Raw genomic sequence first — 19,105 nt, forward strand, 5'->3', positions numbered from 1 at the left:
GATGAAAAATAATAGCGCTTTAGAAAGACTTTATAATGGTATTATTAAAGAAAACCCTACTTTAGTTCTTATTTTAGGTATGTGTCCTACACTTGCGGTAACAACATCCGCAATCAACGGTGCAGGTATGGGACTTTCCACAACAGTAGTATTAATGTTTTCTAATATGATTATCTCTATTCTCCGTAATTTTATTCCGGATAGAGTTCGTATTCCTGGATACATTGTAATTATTGCATCCTTAGTTACAGTAGTACAGTTCCTTTTACAGGGATATGTACCAGCGTTAAATGATGCTCTTGGTGTATATATTCCGTTAATTGTAGTTAACTGTATTATCTTAGGACGTGCAGAGTCTTATGCAAGTAAAAACGGTCCTGTTTCTTCCTTCTTTGATGGTCTTGGAATGGGTCTTGGATTTACACTGTCCCTTACTATTTTAGGTGCATTTCGTGAATTACTTGGTGCAGGAACAATTTTTGGAAAAACTGTTTTGGCAGAATCTTTCTATACACCGATCACTATTTTCATTCTTGCACCTGGTGCATTCTTTGTACTTGCCTGCTTAGTAGCTGCAAGAAACAAGATTATGAACCGCAAAGTAAAGAATGGCGAAATGGAAGAGATCCCTGCAGGATGTGGTGACTGCTCTTCCTGTGGTAATACCTGCTGTTCAAGTAAGAGTTTCTTTGATATGTCCGTAGACAATAAAAAAGAAGAAACAAAAACTGCTTCTGATGAGAAAGCAGAGAATAAATAGAAAGGGGAAGGATTATGAAAGAATTAATATTATTGATTATCAGTGCAGCTATCGTTAATAACGTTGTACTGAGCCAGTTTTTAGGATTATGTCCTTTCCTCGGAGTATCCAAAAAGGTAGAGACTGCCGGTGGAATGGGAGCAGCTGTAATTTTTGTTATCACAATTGCTTCTTTAGTGACATCATTAATTTATAAATTTATTCTTGCAACACTTGGGTTAACTTATTTGCAGACGATCGTTTTTATCCTTGTTATTGCAGCTCTTGTACAGTTCGTAGAGATGTTTTTAAAGAAATCTATGCCAGCTTTGTATGAATCTCTGGGTGTATATCTTCCTCTGATCACAACAAACTGTGCTGTACTTGGTGTAGCTTTAAACTCTGTACAGTATGGATATAATATTTTACAGTCTGTAGTTTATGGTTTTGGTATTTCTGTCGGATTTACAATTGCTATTGTTATCCTGGCTGGAATTCGTGAAAAAATGGAATACAACGACATTCCAGAGTCCTGGCAGGGAATGCCTATCGTAATGGTAACAGCAGGACTTATGTCTATTGCATTCTTTGGTTTTTCAGGAATCATTTAATTAGGAGGAATAAAAATGAGTATAAGTGGAATTATTCTTGCGGCAGTAGTTGTCGGCGGAACCGGACTTGTTATTTCCATTCTCCTGGGCATTGCTTCCGAGAAATTTAAAGTGCCGGTAGACGAAAAAGAAGTTGCTGTAAGAGAGTGCCTTCCGGGAAACAACTGTGGTGGTTGTGGTTTTGCCGGATGTGATGCCCTCGCTAAGGCAATTGCAGCCGGAGACGCTCCGGTGGGTGCATGTCCGGTAGGCGGACAGCCAGTAGCAGATAAAATTGCTTCAATCATGGGTGTAGAAGCGGATGCAGGTGAAAAACAGGTTGCATTTGTAAAATGTGCAGGTACCTGTGATAAAGCAAAGTCTAAATATAAATATTCAGGAAATGAAGACTGTGTTTCTGCCATGAGTGTACCTGGTGGCGGACCAAAAGCCTGCAGTTTTGGATGTACAGGCTTTGGAAGCTGTGTGAAAGTTTGTGACTTCGATGCCATTCATGTAATTAACGGTGTTGCAGTAGTGGATAAGGAAAAATGTGTTGCTTGTGGTAAATGTGTTGCAACTTGTCCGAAGTCTTTAATTGAGCTTGTTCCATATGCAGCTCCTCACAAAGTACAGTGCAGTTCCAAAGAATTTGGTAAAGCAGTAAAAGAAGTATGTTCAGCAGGATGTATCGGATGTAAGATGTGTACTCGTGTCTGTGAAGCAGATGCAATTACTGTTGAAAATAATATTGCTAAAATTGATTACAGTAAATGTACAGGATGTGGAAAGTGTGCAGAGAAATGTCCTGCAAAGATTATTCTTTAGTCCGTATAGATCAGACTATAGTCTAGATAAAATGTAAGAAATTTAATAAAAACGAAAGAAAAGATGATTTCTCTTAACGAAAATGCAAGAGAAATCATCTTTTTTTCTTCACATTTTTCCTGTATAGTAGTTTGGAAAAGAAATCTGCTGTTGAAGCAGACAAGCTAGGAGGCTTTCGTATGGCTTATCAGAAATTTACTGGAACCTATCAGAGTTCAGATCATATAAACAGAATACATTATTATATTTACGAACCAGAAACAGATCTTAGAGCAATCATACAGATCGTGCATGATTTTGGAGATTGTATAGAACGGAATGAAAGTTTTATCCGCTTTTTTACTGATCATGGAATTATGGTGTGTGGATGCGATCATATTGGACATGGACGTTCTTCCAAGAAAGAAGACTATGGATATTTTGGTGAAAAGAATGGTTGGGCTTATCTGATAAAAAATACAAAAAAGTTAACACATTACATGAAAAAGGAATATCCGGATGTTCCGTATTTTATATATGGGCATGGCATGGGTTCGTTGATCGTCCGAATGGATTGTATTCATGAAAAGGGAATCAATGGTGTAATTTTATCTGGAACTAGCGGAAGACGGAAATATTGCCGCAGAAGGCTTTTATTTATCGCAATATTAAAGCGGATTCTGGGAGCACAACATAAAAGTGTTTATCTTCAAAAAGATTTAGAAAAGCGTTTGAACCATCATTTTCTAAGAGAGAGGGATAATTGTTCGTGGCTTGTAGAAGATGAAAAAGAACGAAAGAACTGTTCAAGAATTTACGAAGAATACGTCCCGATTACTGTAGCAGCTTATGAAGATATCTTAAAAATGCTTGCACTTGTTTCTTCTAAAAAGTGGTACCGCTCTGTAAATATAGAGATTCCGATCATGCTGATTGGAGGACAGGAAGATCCGATAGGTAACTTTGGAAAAGGGATTGAAGAAGTACACCGCTATCTGGAAGATAGCTGTCATCGAGTGGAAATGCGGCTTTATAAAGGAATGCGGCATAATATTTGTGATGAAGTAAGGAAAGAAGCTGTATATATAGATATTTTGCAGTGGATGAAGCTGCATCTTAATGAACAGTATGAGATATAAAAAGAACATTCAAGTCATGAAAATAGAATTATTCAAAAAAGCCCTCATAAAATAAAAGAAAGGGCTTTTTTTATGCGTTTTTGGGAACTTGGAAATAAAGATGTGATTAACTGTAAAAATGGTCATCGCCTTGGTTGTGTGGGAGATTTAGAAATTGATGTATGCAGATTTTGTGTTACAGATATTTATGTGCCTACGGGTGGAAAATATTGCGGATGTATTGGAAAGAAATCGGAATATCGGATTCCGGTTGGAGCAGTAATCCGAGTGGGAGTTGATAGTATTCTTGTCGATATCGATGAAAAGAAATGTCTTGTAAAATAATAGGTTTTCTGTTATAATAGTCGGCACAATAAATGAAATCATAAAAGCTAGAATACTGGAGGATAAGATATGAAGTGCCCATTTTGTGGATTGGATAATACCCGTGTAATCGATTCAAGACCTGCAGATGATAATTCATCCATACGACGGCGAAGACTTTGCGATGAATGTGGAAAGCGATTTACTACATACGAACGAGTAGAGATTATGCCTCTCACAGTGATAAAGAAAGATAAAACAAGAGAACCTTACGATCGTTCTAAGATTATGTCCGGAATTTTACGTGCCTGCCATAAGAGGCCGATATCTGTAGAACAGATTGAACAGATGGTGAATCAGATTGAGAATGAACTGTTTAATTTAGAATATAAAGAGATTGAAAGTAAACAGATCGGAGAAGTTGTTATGGAGCATCTAAAGACTCTCGAACAGGTAGCATATGTACGTTTTGCTTCGGTATATCGTGAGTTTAAGGATGTAGGAACTTTTATGAATGAGTTAAAGAAGATGTTAGATAGTGGAGAGAACATCCAGAAGTAATAACATTGATAAGCAGAACAGGTATTTGAGAAAGTATTCTCGATACCTGTTTTTTGTTTTAAAAAAAGTTCCGCAAGGATATGTTAGGAGTCTGCCTTTATTCCATACTTTTGTAAATGAAAAAAATTATTGCAAATATGGAAAAAATATGCTATAAATAACCTATATTTACAAAATATTACTGAATATACAATAATAGAAAGTAGGATAGAGTGGAATGGTAGCAGAAGTTTTTAGTGGAATGATACAGGGGATAGAGGGGCAGATTGTACAGATACAGGCAGATATTAGTAATGGGCTTCCTAATTTTTATATGACAGGATATTTATCAAACGAAGTAAAGGAATCAAAAGAACGGGTTCGTACAGCACTTCATAATATAGGAATCGCATTGCCACCGAAAAGAATATCAGTTAATTTTGCGCCGGCAGATTTTCGTAAGTGTGGGACTTTTTTTGATCTTGCCGTTGCAGTAGCAATTCTTCTTGCAATGAATCTGATCCCGGAAACATATGTAAAGAATACATTATTTATTGGAGAATTATCATTGAATGGACAGATTCGACCGATATCCGGTGTATTGCCAATCGTTGTTTCCGCTGTAAAGAGTGGAATAGATCGGTGTATCGTTGCGAAAGAGAATATAGAGGAGGCAGCATTTGTAGATCAGATGGAAGTTGTTAGCTTTCAAAGTCTTGAAGAACTCTATTCTTACTTACGCCATGGGTATATAGTAGACAGACATTCAGGTGAGATTACGCAGCAGAAAGAGGCTGACATTAGAGGAATAGTATGTGTAGATGAGAGTATAACAGATAACGCTGCACTGAATTTAGGGGAATGGAATCAGATAACAGATTTTTCTGAAGTGAAAGGACAGAGCATGGCAAAAAGAGCGATGGAAATTGCAGCAGCCGGTTATCATAATTTAATGTTGGGCGGACCACCTGGTGTAGGGAAGACGATGCTGGCATCCTGTATATCAGGAATTATGCCACAGATGACAAAAGAAGAGATGATTGATACGACCATGATCTATAGTGCAAAGGGACTCTTAAAGGAACGTTTTACCTTAATAAATAAACGACCGTTTCGTGCGCCGTCCCTTGCAATTACTGCAGCCGGAATGTTTGGAGGAGGAATCGTTCCAAAACCGGGAGAGATTTCTCTAGCGCATCATGGAGTCCTTTTTCTAGATGAATTTCCTGAATATGCAAGAGAGATAATAGAAATGTTTCGTATTCCTCTTGAGAATCATGCTATTTCAGTTATCAGACAAGAGAGAACTTTAATATTTCCGGCGGATTTTCTTTTTATTATAGCGGCGAATGCATGTCCTTGTGGGTACTATCCCATGGATAAATGCCGTTGTACAAGCAGGCAGATTCTCCGATATCAAAATAGAATCAGCGGACCAATACTTGACCGTATGGATTTATTTGTACGATGTGAGGAGATTGGATATGATGTACTGACCGCATCCTCTAAAGAAGAATCTTCTTCCTCTATTCAAAAAAGAGTTTCCGCTGCATGGGTAATACAAAAGGAACGCTTTGCGGAAAGTTCTACGATATTTAACGGACGCATGACAAAAAGCGAAGTAGAACAGTATTGCCAGTTAGATGCAGAGGGACAAAGACTTATGAAGAAAGCATATTCTGCTTTTTCCCTTACCGGACGTTCTTATTTTAAGATTTTAAAAACTGCAAGAACAATAGCGGATTTAGAACAAAGTCCGGATATAAGAGCCAGACATTTGGAAGAAGCGTTATATTTTCGTCAGAAAGAAAAGGGGAATTTGAATGAAAGATAATGATTTTTATTGGTATTGGTTTGCTAATATTCCTGGGATAGGACTGAAAACACGAAAGAAGCTTCTTGAGTATTTTGCACATCCAAGGTATGTTTATGAAGCTTCAGATTCTGAGATAAAAGTATTTCTTACAAAAAGACAGTGGGAAAGGTTTCCGTTTTCTAAAAACCGGGAGAAATCAGAAAAAGAAGTTCAAAGATTACAGGAAGAGGGAATCTTTTTTATTCACAGAGAATCTCCTGAGTATGCGGAACGATTAAAACAACTATATATGCCACCAGATTTATTATATTATAAAGGAAGGTTTCCTGATTTTTCAAAGCCTGTTCTAGCGATGGTAGGGGCAAGAAAAGCTACTATATATGGAAGGAATATGGCGAGGGAATTTGCTTCTGAATTAACTGGATACGGTATTCAGATTATCAGTGGGATGGCGGCAGGAGTAGATACATCAAGTCATTTAGGTGCATTGGATGCAGGTGGTTATACCGCAGGAATTCTGGGTGGGGGAATTGATAGCATTTATCCGAGAGAGAATTTTAACTTATATCAGAATGTTTGTAGAACAGGAGGAATCATATCAGAATATAATGTTGGAATTCCTTCACAAAAAGGAATGTTTCCTATGCGAAATCGTATTATCAGCGGAATGGCTGACGGAGTTTTTGTTGTGGAAGCAGGAGAAAGAAGTGGGTCATTGATTACCGCAGATCAGGGATTAGAACAAGGAAAGGATATATTTGCACTTCCAGGCAGAATTACGGATCGTTACAGTCAAGGTTGTAATTATTTGATTAGTCAGGGGGCTACTCTGGTACGTTCCCCAGAAGATATCGCAGAAATTATAGTGAAAGAGGAAAAAATAGGAAATACAAGGCCGAATATGGAGAAAAAAGAAAGTGAGAATTTTAAATTGCAAAAATTTTTTTGTGAGAATAAAAATGAAGAAAAGATATTCAATCTCATAGATAAAGTTCGACCGGTAACTTTTGAAAATCTTTTGGAAAATAGCGATTTTTCTGCCTTTGAGTTACAACATATTCTCATGAAATTTGAATTAAAAAACATAATTTATCAAATAGAACAAAATGTATACTTGAGGAAAATCTAATTTTTTCTGCTTGCGCGGCAAAACGAAATAGTGTATGATGTATAATTGTTTTATGAAATAGTAAATTTATTGGTGATAAAAAACAATAAATTGCAATATAATATTTAAAAGTTAGGAGTGTTTTGGGGAATGTCAGCAAATTTAGTTATTGTTGAATCGCCGGCCAAGGCTAAAACAATTCAGAAATTTCTGGGGAAGTCATACAAAGTTGTCGCATCGAACGGACATGTAAGAGATTTACCAAAAAGTACGATGGGCATTGATGTTGATAATGATTTTGAGCCGAAATATATTACGATTCGTGGGAAGGGAGATATTCTTGCTCAACTTCGTAAGGAAGTAAAGAAAGCAGACAAAGTATATCTTGCAACTGACCCGGACCGTGAGGGAGAGGCGATTTCATGGCATTTATATCATGCATTAAAATTGGAGAATAAAAAATGCAGTAGGATTACATTTAATGAGATTACAAAAGATGCCGTAAAGAAATCTATTAAGAATTCCCGCGATATTGATATGAATCTTGTAGATGCACAGCAGGCAAGAAGAGTATTAGACCGTATTGTGGGATATAAGATCAGTCCGATTCTCTGGTCTAAGATTAAGAGAGGGTTATCGGCAGGTCGCGTTCAATCCGTTGCATTGCGTATTATCTGTGACAGAGAACAAGAGATTGATGAGTTCATCTCGCAGGAATATTGGAGTCTGTCAGCCGATATTCTTGTGCCTGGAGCAAAGAAACCCCTGGAGGCACACTTTACCGGAGATAAAAATGGAAAGGTTGAACTTCATTCTCAAAAAGAAGTTGAAGAGTTAGTAAACAAACTGAAAAATGAAAAGTTTGAAGTACTTTCTGTAAAGAATGGAGAGAGAAGAAAGAAACCACCGCTTCCATTTACAACAAGTACATTACAGCAGGAAGCATCAAAACGTTTGAATATGTCTACACAAAAGACAATGCGGCTTGCGCAGGAACTCTATGAAGGTGTGAATTTAAAAGGAAAAGGAAGTATTGGTCTTATTACTTACTTAAGAACAGATTCGACACGTATTTCAGAAGAAGCAGATGCAAACTGTCGGGAGTATATCGGACAGCAGTACGGAGAAGAGTTTGTTGGGGATAAAAAGTCAGTAAAGACAACAAAGACCGGAAAGATTCAGGATGCACACGAAGCGATTCGTCCAACGGACAGCAGCCTTTCTCCGGCGATGATCAAAGAGCAGCTTCCAAGAGATCTATTCCGTCTTTATCAGCTAATCTGGACAAGATTTGTGGCAAGCAGAATGGCAGAAGCGGTATACGAAACGACATCTGTTAAGATTGAAGCAGGAGAATATCATTTTAATGTTGCGGCTTCCCGAGTAAAGTTTGACGGTTTTATGACGGTATATAGTTACGATACTGAAAAGTCTACAATGAATGCTGCCATGAAAAAGATTACAAAAGATACAGAAATCACACTTTCAGAATTAAAGCCTCAGCAGCATTTCACACAGCCGCCGGCACATTTTACAGAGGCTTCTCTTGTAAAAACATTAGAAGAATTAGGAATTGGCCGTCCAAGTACGTATGCACCGACAATTACTACACTTCTGGCACGAAGATACATTGTAAAAGAGAATAAAAATCTTTATATTACAGAACTTGGTGAAGCGGTGAATGATATGATGGAAGATGGGTTCCCGACAATTGTCGATGTAAACTTTACTGCAAATATGGAATCTCTTTTAGATAGTGTTGAAGAGGGAAAAGTAAAGTGGAAGACCGTCGTGGAAAACTTCTATCCTGATATGATACAGGCAGTTGAGAAAGCGGAAAAGGAATTAGAAGAAGTAAAGATTGCAGATGAAGTATCCGAAGAAGTCTGTGAAGAATGTGGAAGGAACATGGTCGTAAAATACGGTCCACATGGAAAGTTCCTTGCATGCCCGGGATTCCCGGATTGTCGTAATACAAAACCATACTATGAGAAGATTGGTGTAAGCTGTCCAAAGTGTGGAAAAGATATCGTTCTCAAAAAGACAAAGAAGGGCAGAAAGTATTACGGTTGTATCAATAATCCGGAATGTGATTTTATGAGCTGGCAAAAACCGTCTGCTGTTCGATGTAAAGAATGTGGCGGATATATGGTAGAAAAAGGAAAGAAGCTTGTATGCGCAGATAAAGAATGTGGTTATGTTACAGACAAGGAAGAGGAAAAGTAATTTATCTGCATTTGAATAAAAAAAGAGAACTTTAGAAAGAGTATAGGTTTATAGCTGTAAAGATTGTTGCTGCAGGAAGAATAGGATAAGTATTTTAACTGTAACAGCTATCTTTATGGATATAAAGCTATACTTTTTTATTTTCATATATCCGATTTATAGAATTAAATTATTTTAATTGTACAAACTTCTAAATTAATTTAAAAAAGTACTAAAAATATTAGATAATACCGTTGAGATTGGCGGGAAGATATGTTAAACTTATCAAAGATAAAGAATTGTCTGTTAATTTTGACAGTTAGGATGGAGGTATTTATGAGTGTTCAATTGCTTGATAAGACAAGAAAAATAAATAAATTGTTGCACAATAATAATTCGCATAAAGTAGTATTTAATGATATCTGTGAAGTCTTGAGTAATATTTTATTATCTAATGTGCTGGTAATCAGTAGAAAAGGTAAAGTACTTGGAATCAAGAATCGTCAGGATATTGAAGTGATTGATGAGTTGATCAATAACGAAGTTGGCGGGTACGTTGATACACTTCTTAATGAGCGTTTATTAGGTGTACTTTCTACAAAAGAGAATGTAAACCTCGAAACACTTGGTTTTGAACATACAGAAACAGATCGTTATCAGGCAATTATTACTCCGATTGATATTGCAGGAGAAAGATTGGGAACGGTATTTATGTACAGAAAAGAACATCATTATGAAATTGATGATATCATTCTTGTTGAATATGGGACAACTGTTGTCGGCCTTGAAATGATGCGTTCTGTTAATGAGGAGAATGCAGAAGAAACCCGTAAGGTTTCCATTGTGAAGTCTGCCATCTCCACGTTATCATTTTCAGAGTTAGAAGCAATTCAACATATTTTTGATGAATTAGATGGATCGGAAGGGATTCTTGTTGCCAGCAAGATTGCTGACAGAGTGGGAATTACCAGATCTGTTATAGTGAATGCACTTCGAAAGTTTGAAAGCGCCGGTGTTATTGAGTCACGTTCTTCCGGTATGAAAGGAACTTATATTAAAGTGCTTAACGATGTGGTCTTTGACGAATTAAAGAAGATGAAACATTAATTGCATTTTAAATAATGTTCGCATATACGATGGAGGATAAAGAATGAGAGCGGATAATTATAAAATAACACAATATTCTGTCAGCAGTATCCTGGGATATGTCGAAAATTCTCAAATTGCTATTCCGGAAATACAAAGACCATTTGTATGGAAGGGAGAAGAAGTAAGAGCTTTGATTGATTCTTTATATGAGGGATATCCTATAGGATATTTGATCGTATGGCAGAATTCCCAGGTTCGTGTACGCAACTTTGGAAAAGGCGGAACAAAGAAAATACTGATTGATGGACAGCAGAGAGTCACAGCTTTAATGGCGGCACTCCTTGGAAAAGAAGTGTTAGATGAGCAATATCAATCCCATCGGATCCGGATTGCATTTAATCCATTAGCCGACAAAGGAGAAGAACGATTTGTCGTCTGTGATACGAAGCATGAAGAAGATAGCAGATGGATTCCTGATATTTCGATATTCTTTAGAAGAGATTTTTCTTTCCGACAGTTTGAAAAAGAATATAAAGAGGCGAATCCAGATGAAGATTTTACACCATTAGAAGAATCTGTAGATACATTAAAAGAAATTGTAAAACATCAGGTTGGTGTAATTGAATTATCATTCCTTTTAGATATTGATGTTGTTTCAGAAATATTTATTCGTATTAATTTACAGGGAAAGCCTTTGAATCAGGAAGACTTCGTTATGTCTAAAATTTCTGTCAATGAACAGTATGGCGGTGATTACATAAGGAATTGCATTGACTATTTTTGCCATTTATTACGTGAACCATCTTTTTATCAGGTGTTGCAGCAAAATGAGACAGAATTTTTTAATTCAGAATATGGAAAAGCACTGACCTGGTGCCAGAATGAAGAACAAAGTTTATATATTCCATCCTACGCTGATGTTTTAAAAGTTGTACTAATTTCTTATTTGGGTAAGACAAGAATCGGTGATCTGGTACATCTTTTATCAGGAAGAGATGGAGAGAAAAAAATCTTTTCTAAAAAAGAAATTTCAAAAAAAGTTTCCGAAGAAGCTTTTGAAAAACTTGGTGCCGGAGTAAAAGCGTTTGTATGTGAAGAGAACTTTCAGGGATTCCAGAAAGCATTAAAAAAAGCGGGATATAGTTGTAGTCGTTTACTATATTCTCAATCCGTTTTAAATTATTGCTATGCGATGTACCTTCTGATGTACCGTCAGGGAATCGGAGAAAAAGAAAGAGAATCTCTTCTTTCAAAATGGATAACGATGGCGATGATTACCGGACATTATCAAAGTGGTGGGGAGAGTACCGTACAAAAAGATTATGCCAACGCACAGGAAGAAGGTTTTGCTTCCTACTTAGCACAGATTGAAGAACTAAAACTTACAGATGAATTTTATAACAATATTTTACCGGAGAAGTTTACATCAACAACAGCACGTACAGCACCGTTTCTTGCGTATGTGGCTACACAGTGTGCAAGAGGCGTGCATTCTCTTTACAGCGATGTGACAATTGAAGAACTTTATAAAAATAAAACAGAATCTTATCAGATTCTTCCGAAAGCTTATCTGGCAAAATGCGGATATAAAACAAGGGAAATTTATGGACAGGTTGCCAATCTTACTTACATTTCTAAAGAAACAAAAGATATTATTAGGAAAAAGTCCCCTGTAGATTATAAAGTGGATCTGGAAAAAGCAATCGGCATAGAGAAGATTTGTACATCATTAAAAGAAAATGGTCTCACAGAAACTATATTTACTGCCAATGAAACAGATGTAATACAGATCTTAGCCGATCGACGCAGACAGATGGCATCAGAAATCAGAGATTTTTATAAAACATTATAATTTTTTCTTGCAAAACCTTATAATATATGATATACTTCGTTCGGTAAATTAAGTAAAAAACACGTTGCCGGATTCTGTCGGTCGAAGTGCCTGTAAGAAAGGTGGCTGAGGAATAAGAAAGCAGCGGAAGAACAAACAAAAAGGAGATTTGACATGAGTGTAATTTCAATGAAACAGTTACTCGAAGCAGGTGTTCATTTTGGACATCAGACAAGAAGATGGAACCCTAAAATGGCTCCTTACATCTACACAGAGCGTAATGGCATCTACATTATCGACTTACAGAAGTCTGTAGGTAAGGTTGACGAAGCGTACAACGCTATTAGAGACTGTGTTGCTAACGGTGGAAAGATTCTTTTCGTTGGTACTAAAAAACAGGCTCAGGATTCTATCAAGAACGAAGCTGAGAGATGTGGAATGTACTATGTAAACCAGAGATGGTTAGGTGGTATGCTCACAAACTTCAAAACAATTCAGAGCCGTATTGCCCAGTTAAAGAAAATCGAAGCTATGGAGGCAGACGGAACATTTGATGTACTTCCTAAGAAAGAAGTAATTAACCTGAAGAAACAGCAGGAAAAATTAGAGAAGAACTTAGGTGGTATTAAAGAGATGCAGGATATTCCTGATATGATCTTTGTTGTAGATCCTAGAAAAGAAAGAATCTGTATTCAGGAAGCAGAAACTCTTGGTATTCCTTTAGTTGGTATCTGCGATACAAACTGTGATCCTGAAGAATTAGATTACGTAATTCCAGGTAACGATGATGCTATTCGTGCAGTTAAATTAATCGTTTCCAAGATGGCAGATGCTGTAATCGAAGGAAATCAGGGACAGGATGCAGAAGTAGCAGAGGAAGAAGCTGCTGAAGAAGCAGAAGCTTAATTCTGTTTGCAATATTGCCTCAGCCTGCACCGTTAGTACAGGCCGGGGCATTTTTGTGCAAAATCTATATGACCACATAAAAGAGATGAATTTGGAGGAATCGAAATGGCTATTACAGCAAAACAGGTAAAAGAGTTACGTGAGATGACAGGTGCCGGAATGATGGATTGTAAGAAAGCTCTTACAGCTACAGAAGGCGATTTTGATAAAGCAATTGAATTTTTAAGAGAAAAAGGTCTTGCAACTGCTGAAAAGAAAGCAGGACGTGTTGCAGCAGAAGGTCTTGTTAAAGTTATCGTATCTGATGACAAGAAGAAAGCTGTTGCAGTAGAAGTTAATGCTGAAACAGACTTCGTTGCAAAGAACGAAAAGTTCCAGGCTTATGTTGCACAGGTTGCAGAACAGGCAATGGAAACAGAAACAACAGATATCGATGCTTTCTTAGCTGAAACATGGAAATTCGATGAGACTAAGACTGTAAACGAAGCATTAGCAGGACAGATCGCTATCATCGGAGAGAACATGAACATCCGTAGATTCCAGCAGGTAAAAGAAGATGCAGGATTTGTAGCTTCTTATACACATATGGGTGGAAAGATTGGTGTTTTAGTAGACGTTGTAACAGATGTTGTAAACGATGCAATCGAAGAGATGGCTAAAAACGTATGTATGCAGGTTGCAGCTTTAAATCCTAAGTATACAGATCGTTCTGAAGTTGATCAGGATTATCTTGCAAAAGAAGAAGAAATCCTTACAGCAGCAGCTAAGAATGAAAAACCAGATGCTAACGATAAGATTATCACAGGTATGGTTAAAGGACGTCTTAACAAAGAATTAAAAGAAATCTGCTTAATGGATCAGGTATACGTAAAAGCTGAAGACGGAAAACAGTCTGTATCCAAATATGTTGAGGAAGTAGCTAAGGCTAACAATGCTAAAATTGCTATCAAAGGTTTCGTTCGTATGGAAACTGGAGAAGGAATCGAAAAGAAAGAAGAGGACTTCGCAGCTGAAGTGGCAGCTCAGATGGCTGGTAAATAATTCCTTAAAATATTAATATTATAAATTAAACCAGAATATACAAAGGCTCTGAAAGCTTCATAAACACTATATTTTCTAGTGATTATGAGGTTTTCGGAGCCTTTTCCTATGGAAAAAGGAAATGACGAAAGTAAAAATGAAAAAATGACTATTGAAATTCAGTTGACATATTCGTGGTGGTAAGTTAATATAATAGTAACAACAGGCAACATGAGTGTCTGTCAAGCGTTGAAGTAAGGTGTTGTGCCAGAGGGCAGTGCCTTACCAGCTTTATAAGGGTTTAGCATTTACCACAATCTGGCTAGGGAGCAAAAGCTCCCAAAAGAAAATGCTGAGAGGCTCTGCCAAGTGCAGGGCCTTTCTTAATTTTATTATGAAATAAAGGGAGTTGCGGAAAATATAGATGAGAACAGTTGTTGATTGTGTATCATCATTTATTCCTCTCTTATCAACAGAGTATGAAATTGTTCTGGGAAGAAAAAATGTTGCGGTTAAACTTATAATAACGTTTGATAAGAAGGACTGTTTTCATTTGATGGGATTACAATATCTTACGGATAGACCAGAGTTAAGACGTGATAGAGGAAAAATATTTGATGAAATTCAGAACGGTATTATAAAAAGGGAAAATATAGAGTCTTCGGATTTCTATCATAAAATACAAGACAGAGTGCATTTTCTTCCGCTGCTTGAGAAAATGCTTGATAGTAATGATACGGTTTTTAAGTATAATAAAAAGGCGAATGTCTATTCTATGATAAAAGCGGATTATCTGATGAAAAATCATATGGAAGGAAAAAATTTATTTTTGTTTTTATCTAATGCAAGAGATGACAGTTATTTTTGTCGTTCTTTTTTCCCAGAGGAGAAAATGGATTATACAAAGAATCAAGCTTCATGGACTCTCTTATATAAGAAAAAAAGAAATCTTATTGATGGGTCAGAACATATATTATACGACAGATTGAAAAAAGATGTAAAATAGCAAGGGGCTGTCCTGAAAACATAGTTTAGCATCGATTGGAGTGGAACGTAGAGTCGTAATCCCCATCAAGTTGCAAGGCGGACAAAATCCAGGAGGATTTTTGTCTGACATTGCGAAACTTGTTCTAAGAATGTTTGCTCCTATATATAAGCCGATTTTAAGAAAAAAAGAAAGTAATAGTATATATCTGTGATTTTTTTGAAAAAGGCAGTTGATGATTTAATTCTTATGTGCTAATTTAATCATAGACCGTAGGAAGGCATGGGTAATGCCCGAATCCAAATATTCCATTGGCGGGTAGGCAGCTAAGAAGAAATAGCTGCCTATTTTACTATGTGAGCGGAAATGCTGTAAAGGAACAGAAACTTCCTGACGCACGCTAAAAAATAGGAATGTTTGTTATATACAGAATATGTGGAGGCTCCGAAAGTTTTATAATTACTTTATTTTCTAGTTGTTATGAAAGTTTCGGAGTCTTTTTCTATGGAAAAATAAAATGGCGAAATATTTTGAACAATCTGAAAATACAATTTTTCATTGGATTTATTGTTGCGATGACAGGAATTGTTTTGATCAGCTTCAATGGGCAGAACTTAGAGTTAAATCCTAAAATCATTGAATCTTCTATGTTGACGATTTATAAGACATCTGAATTGTATCAAGAGATTCAAAAGGGAAACTGGAAAGAAGAAAGTGAAATAGAAAAACTTATTGAATTAAAGACACTTGTTGAAAATCTTACAATAAACACAAGAATTGTGACTGATGGTGCATCCAATCTAATACAGGTTCGGGGCAATCTGCCAGCCGACAAGAAAAAATTGATTAAGCATTTGGAATACCAGATTTCCAATGCCGATGAAGCGTCTTTAAGAGAATATCGTGTGAATCTGCGACATTTGTAAAATCGAAAGGATTTTTATACTGCCTGCAAAATGCAATACTTATATGGAAAGGTGGATACACATGTTTTGGATGATATAAAATCCAAGGAAGCAGAGAAAGTGGGAGAGTTTTTGCAGAATAAGAACAATGATGCTAAAATTGAGTACAGTGGGTTGCTTGGAATTATGTAGCTGAATAAATATACTCAGAAAAATTGAGTAATTTATTAAGAAAATAAAGAAGTGGCGGTTTATAAAAAGAGATAATATAAGCAAAAAGAAAAGTCTTGACAAATAAACGACCGTTTACTATTATATAAATGTAAACGGTCGTTTATTTATTTAGAGGAAATGTGCATGGGTAATAGGAAAGAGGAAATATTATAATAAGAGAGGACATAAAAGAAATGGAAAAAAGTAATATTATGATTCGTTTAGAGAAAAAGGAAGAGTATCAGAAAGTAGAAAATCTAGTAAGAGAAAGTTTTTGGAATGTGTATCGTCCAGGATGCCTTGAGCATTATGTATTGCATCAGCTCCGAAATGATCCGGCATTTGTTCCAGAACTGGATTTTGTGATGTTTCTTAATGAAAATGGTGAAGAGGGTAAGCTAATCGGTCAGAATATGTTTATGAGAACAACTATTAAATCAGATGATGGAAGAAATATTCCAATTATGACGATGGGACCGATTTGCATTACTCCAGAATTAAAACGACAGGGGTATGGAAAAGCATTACTTGATTATTCATTGGATAAGGCAGCGAAACTTGGCTGTGGTGCAGTCTGCTTTGAGGGAAACATTGATTTTTATGGAAAAAGTGGATTCAGACCGGCAAGCGAATTTAACATTCGTTATCATGGACTGGAAGAAGGGGAGGATGCATCTTTCTTTCTGTGCAAAGAGCTGATTCCTGGATATTTAAACGGTATTACAGGAGAGTATGCGACACCAGAGGATATTTTGTAGATGAAAAGAAAGCTGAAGAATTTGATAAGTTGTTTCCTTATAAAGAGAAGAAAAAACTACCGGGGCAATTATTTTAGTGAAGTGGATTGCGAATATCCACTTCACATGCAGATATGAGTGCAGTAAGTTTTTTGCATTCATATTATTTTTTAACATATGGATTCTAATAAAAAAGGTAAATCCAACGTATGCTGCAGCATTTAAGGAAAAATGAAAACATAAGGAGCAAATATGGAATCAGATATAATTAAAATCAGCCATCTGAATAAAAGATTTGGCGAAGTAAAAGCGGTAAATGATTTGAGCTTTCATGTGAAAAAAGGAGAATTGTTTGCATTTCTTGGAGTAAACGGTGCAGGGAAAAGTACAACCATTTCTATTCTCTGTGGACTGCTGAAAAAAGACAGTGGAACTGTTCTGGTAAACGGAATAGAAACTGACAAAGCCGGTGCACAGACAAAAAGAATGCTTGGTGTTGTATTTCAGGATAGCGTACTTGATAAACCGCTTACAGTGAAAGAGAACCTAATGAGCAGAGCTGCTTTGTACGGCATTACAAGAAAGGCTTTTGATAAGAGATTAATGGAGCTGGTCGAGATTTTGGATTTTGACGAGTTTTTAAACAGACCTGTAGGTAAGCTGTCGGGAGGTCAGAGAAGAAGGATTGATATTGCCCGTGCATTATTGCACAGACCAGAAATTTTGATTCTTGACGAGCCTACTACCGGGCTTGATCCGCAGACGAGGCAGTTAATCTGGAATGTTATCGAGAAGCTTCAGAAAACTGAAAATATGACAGTATTTTTAACCACCCATTATATGGAGGAGGCTGCTAATGCCGGATATGTTATGATTCTTGACAAAGGAAGTATTGCAACGGAAGGTACACCGTTTGAACTTAAAAATGATTATGTACAGGATATCGTGTCTGTTTATGGTGTTTCCGAAGATGAAATAAAGTCATTGAACAGAGAATATAAAAAAATTCGTGACGGATATCAGATAAAAGTAAGAAATACGAAGGAAGCTACGAAGCTTATTGTAGAGCATCAGGATTTATTCACAGATTATGAAGTAGTAAAAGGCGGTATGGATGATGTATTTCTTGCAGTCACAGGGAAAAGATTGGAGGTGAACGCTGATGAGAACAGTATTGGCATTAATGAACAGGAATAGGAAACTGTTTTTTAAAGATAAAGGTATGTTGTTTACATCAATGATCACACCCGTTGTTCTGATTGTTCTGTATGCTACGTTTCTTGCAAAGGTTTTCAGAGATTCTTTTACAGCTGCAATTCCGGATATGATCACGATTTCGGATAAGCTCATTAATGGAACTGTAGCAGCACAGCTGACAGCATCACTTATGGCAGTGAGCTGTATCACTGTAACATTTTGTGTGAATCTGACTATGGTGCAGGACAAGGCAAATGGAATAAGGAAGGATTTTAATGTTTCACCGGTCAGCAGTGGGGAAATCTATTTAGGATATTTCCTCTCAACAGCAGCTAATTCTTTGATGGTTAATGGACTTGCATTTGTATTATGCCTGGGATATTTATTTAAAATGGGATGGTATATGAATGCAGCAGACGTATTATGGGTTTTATTTGATATGATATTGCTCGTCCTGTTTGGAAGTACGCTTTCAAGTATCATTAGCTTTCCGTTGACAACACAGGGACAGCTTTCGGCTGTAGGTACAATTGTCAGTGCAGGATATGGTTTTATATGTGGTGCTTATATGCCAATTTCAAATTTTGGGTCAGGTCTTCAGAAGGTGCTGTCTTATCTTCCGAGTACATATGCCACTTCATTGATTAAAAATCATATGCTTCAAGGAGTATTCAGGGAGATGGAGAGAAAACATTATCCGGGTGAAATGATTGAAGTGATAAGAGAAACTCTTGATTGTAATCCGGTATTTCATGGAAATGTGGTAAGTGTAAATCAGATGATTGGTATTATGATGGGAAGTATAGCTGTATTTGGAATTATTTATTATTTTATTACATTGCTGTCAGAAGGTGAAGGCGGACGATAGGAAATATTATTTTTAGTGGGTAAAAGTCGAGTCTTCTAGCTGATGACACGATAGGTGTCACTCATGTGACAGAGCGATTCTTACTATTTTTCTGCAGGATATGATGT

Annotated in this window: 18 protein-coding genes; all 18 read left to right on the forward strand. The window is 36.6% G+C overall.

From position 1 onward, the window contains the following. Nucleotide 1: 1 nt before the first annotated feature. Nucleotides 2-760: an electron transport complex subunit RsxE gene (gene rsxE / locus EHLA_RS06590; protein ID WP_021907922.1), complete on the forward strand. Its 759-nt coding sequence runs from the start codon at nt 2-4 to the stop codon at nt 758-760. Nucleotides 761-774: 14 nt separating this feature from the next. After that, nucleotides 775-1,350: an electron transport complex subunit RsxA gene (gene rsxA / locus EHLA_RS06595; RefSeq protein WP_021907923.1), complete on the forward strand. Its 576-nt coding sequence runs from the start codon at nt 775-777 to the stop codon at nt 1,348-1,350. Nucleotides 1,351-1,365: 15 nt separating this feature from the next. After that, nucleotides 1,366-2,157: an RnfABCDGE type electron transport complex subunit B gene (locus EHLA_RS06600; RefSeq protein WP_021907924.1), complete on the forward strand. Its 792-nt coding sequence runs from the start codon at nt 1,366-1,368 to the stop codon at nt 2,155-2,157. 179 nt (nt 2,158-2,336) lie between these two features. Beyond that, on the forward strand, nt 2,337-3,275 hold the full coding sequence (locus EHLA_RS06605; RefSeq protein WP_096239892.1) for an alpha/beta hydrolase: 939 nt from the start codon (nt 2,337-2,339) through the stop codon (nt 3,273-3,275). Between the two features lie 72 nt (nt 3,276-3,347). Next, complete coding sequence (locus EHLA_RS06610) at nt 3,348-3,599, forward strand: YlmC/YmxH family sporulation protein (RefSeq protein WP_021907926.1); 252 nt, start codon at nt 3,348-3,350, stop codon at nt 3,597-3,599. A 69-nt stretch (nt 3,600-3,668) separates the two neighbouring features. Then, nucleotides 3,669-4,139, forward strand: coding sequence for a transcriptional regulator NrdR (gene nrdR, locus EHLA_RS06615; protein ID WP_021907927.1), 471 nt, complete (start codon nt 3,669-3,671; stop codon nt 4,137-4,139). 217 nt (nt 4,140-4,356) lie between these two features. After that, complete coding sequence (locus EHLA_RS06620) at nt 4,357-5,952, forward strand: YifB family Mg chelatase-like AAA ATPase (RefSeq protein WP_096239894.1); 1,596 nt, start codon at nt 4,357-4,359, stop codon at nt 5,950-5,952. After that, entirely contained in the window at nt 5,942-7,063 is a 1,122-nt protein-coding gene (gene dprA, locus EHLA_RS06625; RefSeq protein WP_096239896.1) for a DNA-processing protein DprA, read from the forward strand. The genes EHLA_RS06620 and dprA overlap by 11 nt, the downstream gene beginning before the upstream one ends. A gap of 129 nt (nt 7,064-7,192) precedes the next feature. Continuing rightward, nucleotides 7,193-9,268, forward strand: coding sequence for a type I DNA topoisomerase (topA, locus tag EHLA_RS06630; protein WP_021907930.1), 2,076 nt, complete (start codon nt 7,193-7,195; stop codon nt 9,266-9,268). Nucleotides 9,269-9,583: 315 nt separating this feature from the next. Further along, a complete protein-coding gene (gene codY / locus EHLA_RS06635) occupies nt 9,584-10,354 on the forward strand; it encodes a GTP-sensing pleiotropic transcriptional regulator CodY (RefSeq protein WP_096239898.1) in 771 nt (256 codons plus the stop codon). Between the two features lie 43 nt (nt 10,355-10,397). Further along, nucleotides 10,398-12,188 (forward strand): GmrSD restriction endonuclease domain-containing protein, encoded by a 1,791-nt coding sequence (locus tag EHLA_RS06640; protein ID WP_096239900.1) that lies wholly within the window; start codon nt 10,398-10,400, stop codon nt 12,186-12,188. A 153-nt stretch (nt 12,189-12,341) separates the two neighbouring features. Continuing rightward, nucleotides 12,342-13,073: a 30S ribosomal protein S2 gene (gene rpsB, locus EHLA_RS06645; protein ID WP_021907933.1), complete on the forward strand. Its 732-nt coding sequence runs from the start codon at nt 12,342-12,344 to the stop codon at nt 13,071-13,073. 105 nt (nt 13,074-13,178) lie between these two features. Beyond that, nucleotides 13,179-14,114, forward strand: a complete 936-nt coding sequence (gene tsf / locus EHLA_RS06650; protein ID WP_096239902.1) for a translation elongation factor Ts — start codon at nt 13,179-13,181, stop codon at nt 14,112-14,114. Nucleotides 14,115-14,517: 403 nt separating this feature from the next. Beyond that, nucleotides 14,518-15,099 carry a PBECR4 domain-containing protein gene (locus tag EHLA_RS06655; protein ID WP_096239904.1) on the forward strand — a complete coding sequence of 194 codons (582 nt, stop codon included), beginning with the start codon at nt 14,518-14,520 and terminating at the stop codon, nt 15,097-15,099. 509 nt (nt 15,100-15,608) lie between these two features. Next, complete coding sequence (locus EHLA_RS16580; protein ID WP_330399931.1) at nt 15,609-16,004, forward strand: hypothetical protein; 396 nt, start codon at nt 15,609-15,611, stop codon at nt 16,002-16,004. 386 nt (nt 16,005-16,390) lie between these two features. Beyond that, nucleotides 16,391-16,954 carry a GNAT family N-acetyltransferase gene (locus EHLA_RS06665; protein ID WP_330399933.1) on the forward strand — a complete coding sequence of 188 codons (564 nt, stop codon included), beginning with the start codon at nt 16,391-16,393 and terminating at the stop codon, nt 16,952-16,954. Between the two features lie 231 nt (nt 16,955-17,185). Then, nucleotides 17,186-18,130, forward strand: coding sequence for an ABC transporter ATP-binding protein (locus tag EHLA_RS06670; RefSeq protein ID WP_096239906.1), 945 nt, complete (start codon nt 17,186-17,188; stop codon nt 18,128-18,130). Next, complete coding sequence (locus tag EHLA_RS06675) at nt 18,096-18,998, forward strand: ABC transporter permease (protein WP_096239908.1); 903 nt, start codon at nt 18,096-18,098, stop codon at nt 18,996-18,998. Before EHLA_RS06670 ends, EHLA_RS06675 begins: the two co-directional genes overlap by 35 nt. Nucleotides 18,999-19,105 lie beyond the last annotated feature (107 nt).

The sequence above is a fragment of the Anaerobutyricum hallii genome (assembly GCF_900209925.1).
GTDB lineage: Bacteria > Bacillota > Clostridia > Lachnospirales > Lachnospiraceae > Anaerobutyricum > Anaerobutyricum soehngenii.

Coding starts and splice junctions, on each gene's coding strand:
- topA (WP_021907930.1), top strand. CDS start 7,193: ATGTCAGCAAATTTAGTTATTGTTGAATCGCCGGCCAAGGCTAAAACA.
- tsf (WP_096239902.1), top strand. CDS start 13,179: ATGGCTATTACAGCAAAACAGGTAAAAGAGTTACGTGAGATGACAGGT.
- rpsB (WP_021907933.1), top strand. CDS start 12,342: ATGAGTGTAATTTCAATGAAACAGTTACTCGAAGCAGGTGTTCATTTT.
- EHLA_RS06675 (WP_096239908.1), top strand. CDS start 18,096: ATGAGAACAGTATTGGCATTAATGAACAGGAATAGGAAACTGTTTTTT.
- EHLA_RS06640 (WP_096239900.1), top strand. CDS start 10,398: ATGAGAGCGGATAATTATAAAATAACACAATATTCTGTCAGCAGTATC.
- EHLA_RS06655 (WP_096239904.1), top strand. CDS start 14,518: ATGAGAACAGTTGTTGATTGTGTATCATCATTTATTCCTCTCTTATCA.
- EHLA_RS06665 (WP_330399933.1), top strand. CDS start 16,391: ATGGAAAAAAGTAATATTATGATTCGTTTAGAGAAAAAGGAAGAGTAT.
- rsxE (WP_021907922.1), top strand. CDS start 2: ATGAAAAATAATAGCGCTTTAGAAAGACTTTATAATGGTATTATTAAA.
- nrdR (WP_021907927.1), top strand. CDS start 3,669: ATGAAGTGCCCATTTTGTGGATTGGATAATACCCGTGTAATCGATTCA.
- dprA (WP_096239896.1), top strand. CDS start 5,942: ATGAAAGATAATGATTTTTATTGGTATTGGTTTGCTAATATTCCTGGG.
- EHLA_RS06620 (WP_096239894.1), top strand. CDS start 4,357: ATGGTAGCAGAAGTTTTTAGTGGAATGATACAGGGGATAGAGGGGCAG.
- EHLA_RS06670 (WP_096239906.1), top strand. CDS start 17,186: ATGGAATCAGATATAATTAAAATCAGCCATCTGAATAAAAGATTTGGC.
- EHLA_RS06610 (WP_021907926.1), top strand. CDS start 3,348: ATGCGTTTTTGGGAACTTGGAAATAAAGATGTGATTAACTGTAAAAAT.
- rsxA (WP_021907923.1), top strand. CDS start 775: ATGAAAGAATTAATATTATTGATTATCAGTGCAGCTATCGTTAATAAC.
- EHLA_RS06605 (WP_096239892.1), top strand. CDS start 2,337: ATGGCTTATCAGAAATTTACTGGAACCTATCAGAGTTCAGATCATATA.
- EHLA_RS06600 (WP_021907924.1), top strand. CDS start 1,366: ATGAGTATAAGTGGAATTATTCTTGCGGCAGTAGTTGTCGGCGGAACC.
- codY (WP_096239898.1), top strand. CDS start 9,584: ATGAGTGTTCAATTGCTTGATAAGACAAGAAAAATAAATAAATTGTTG.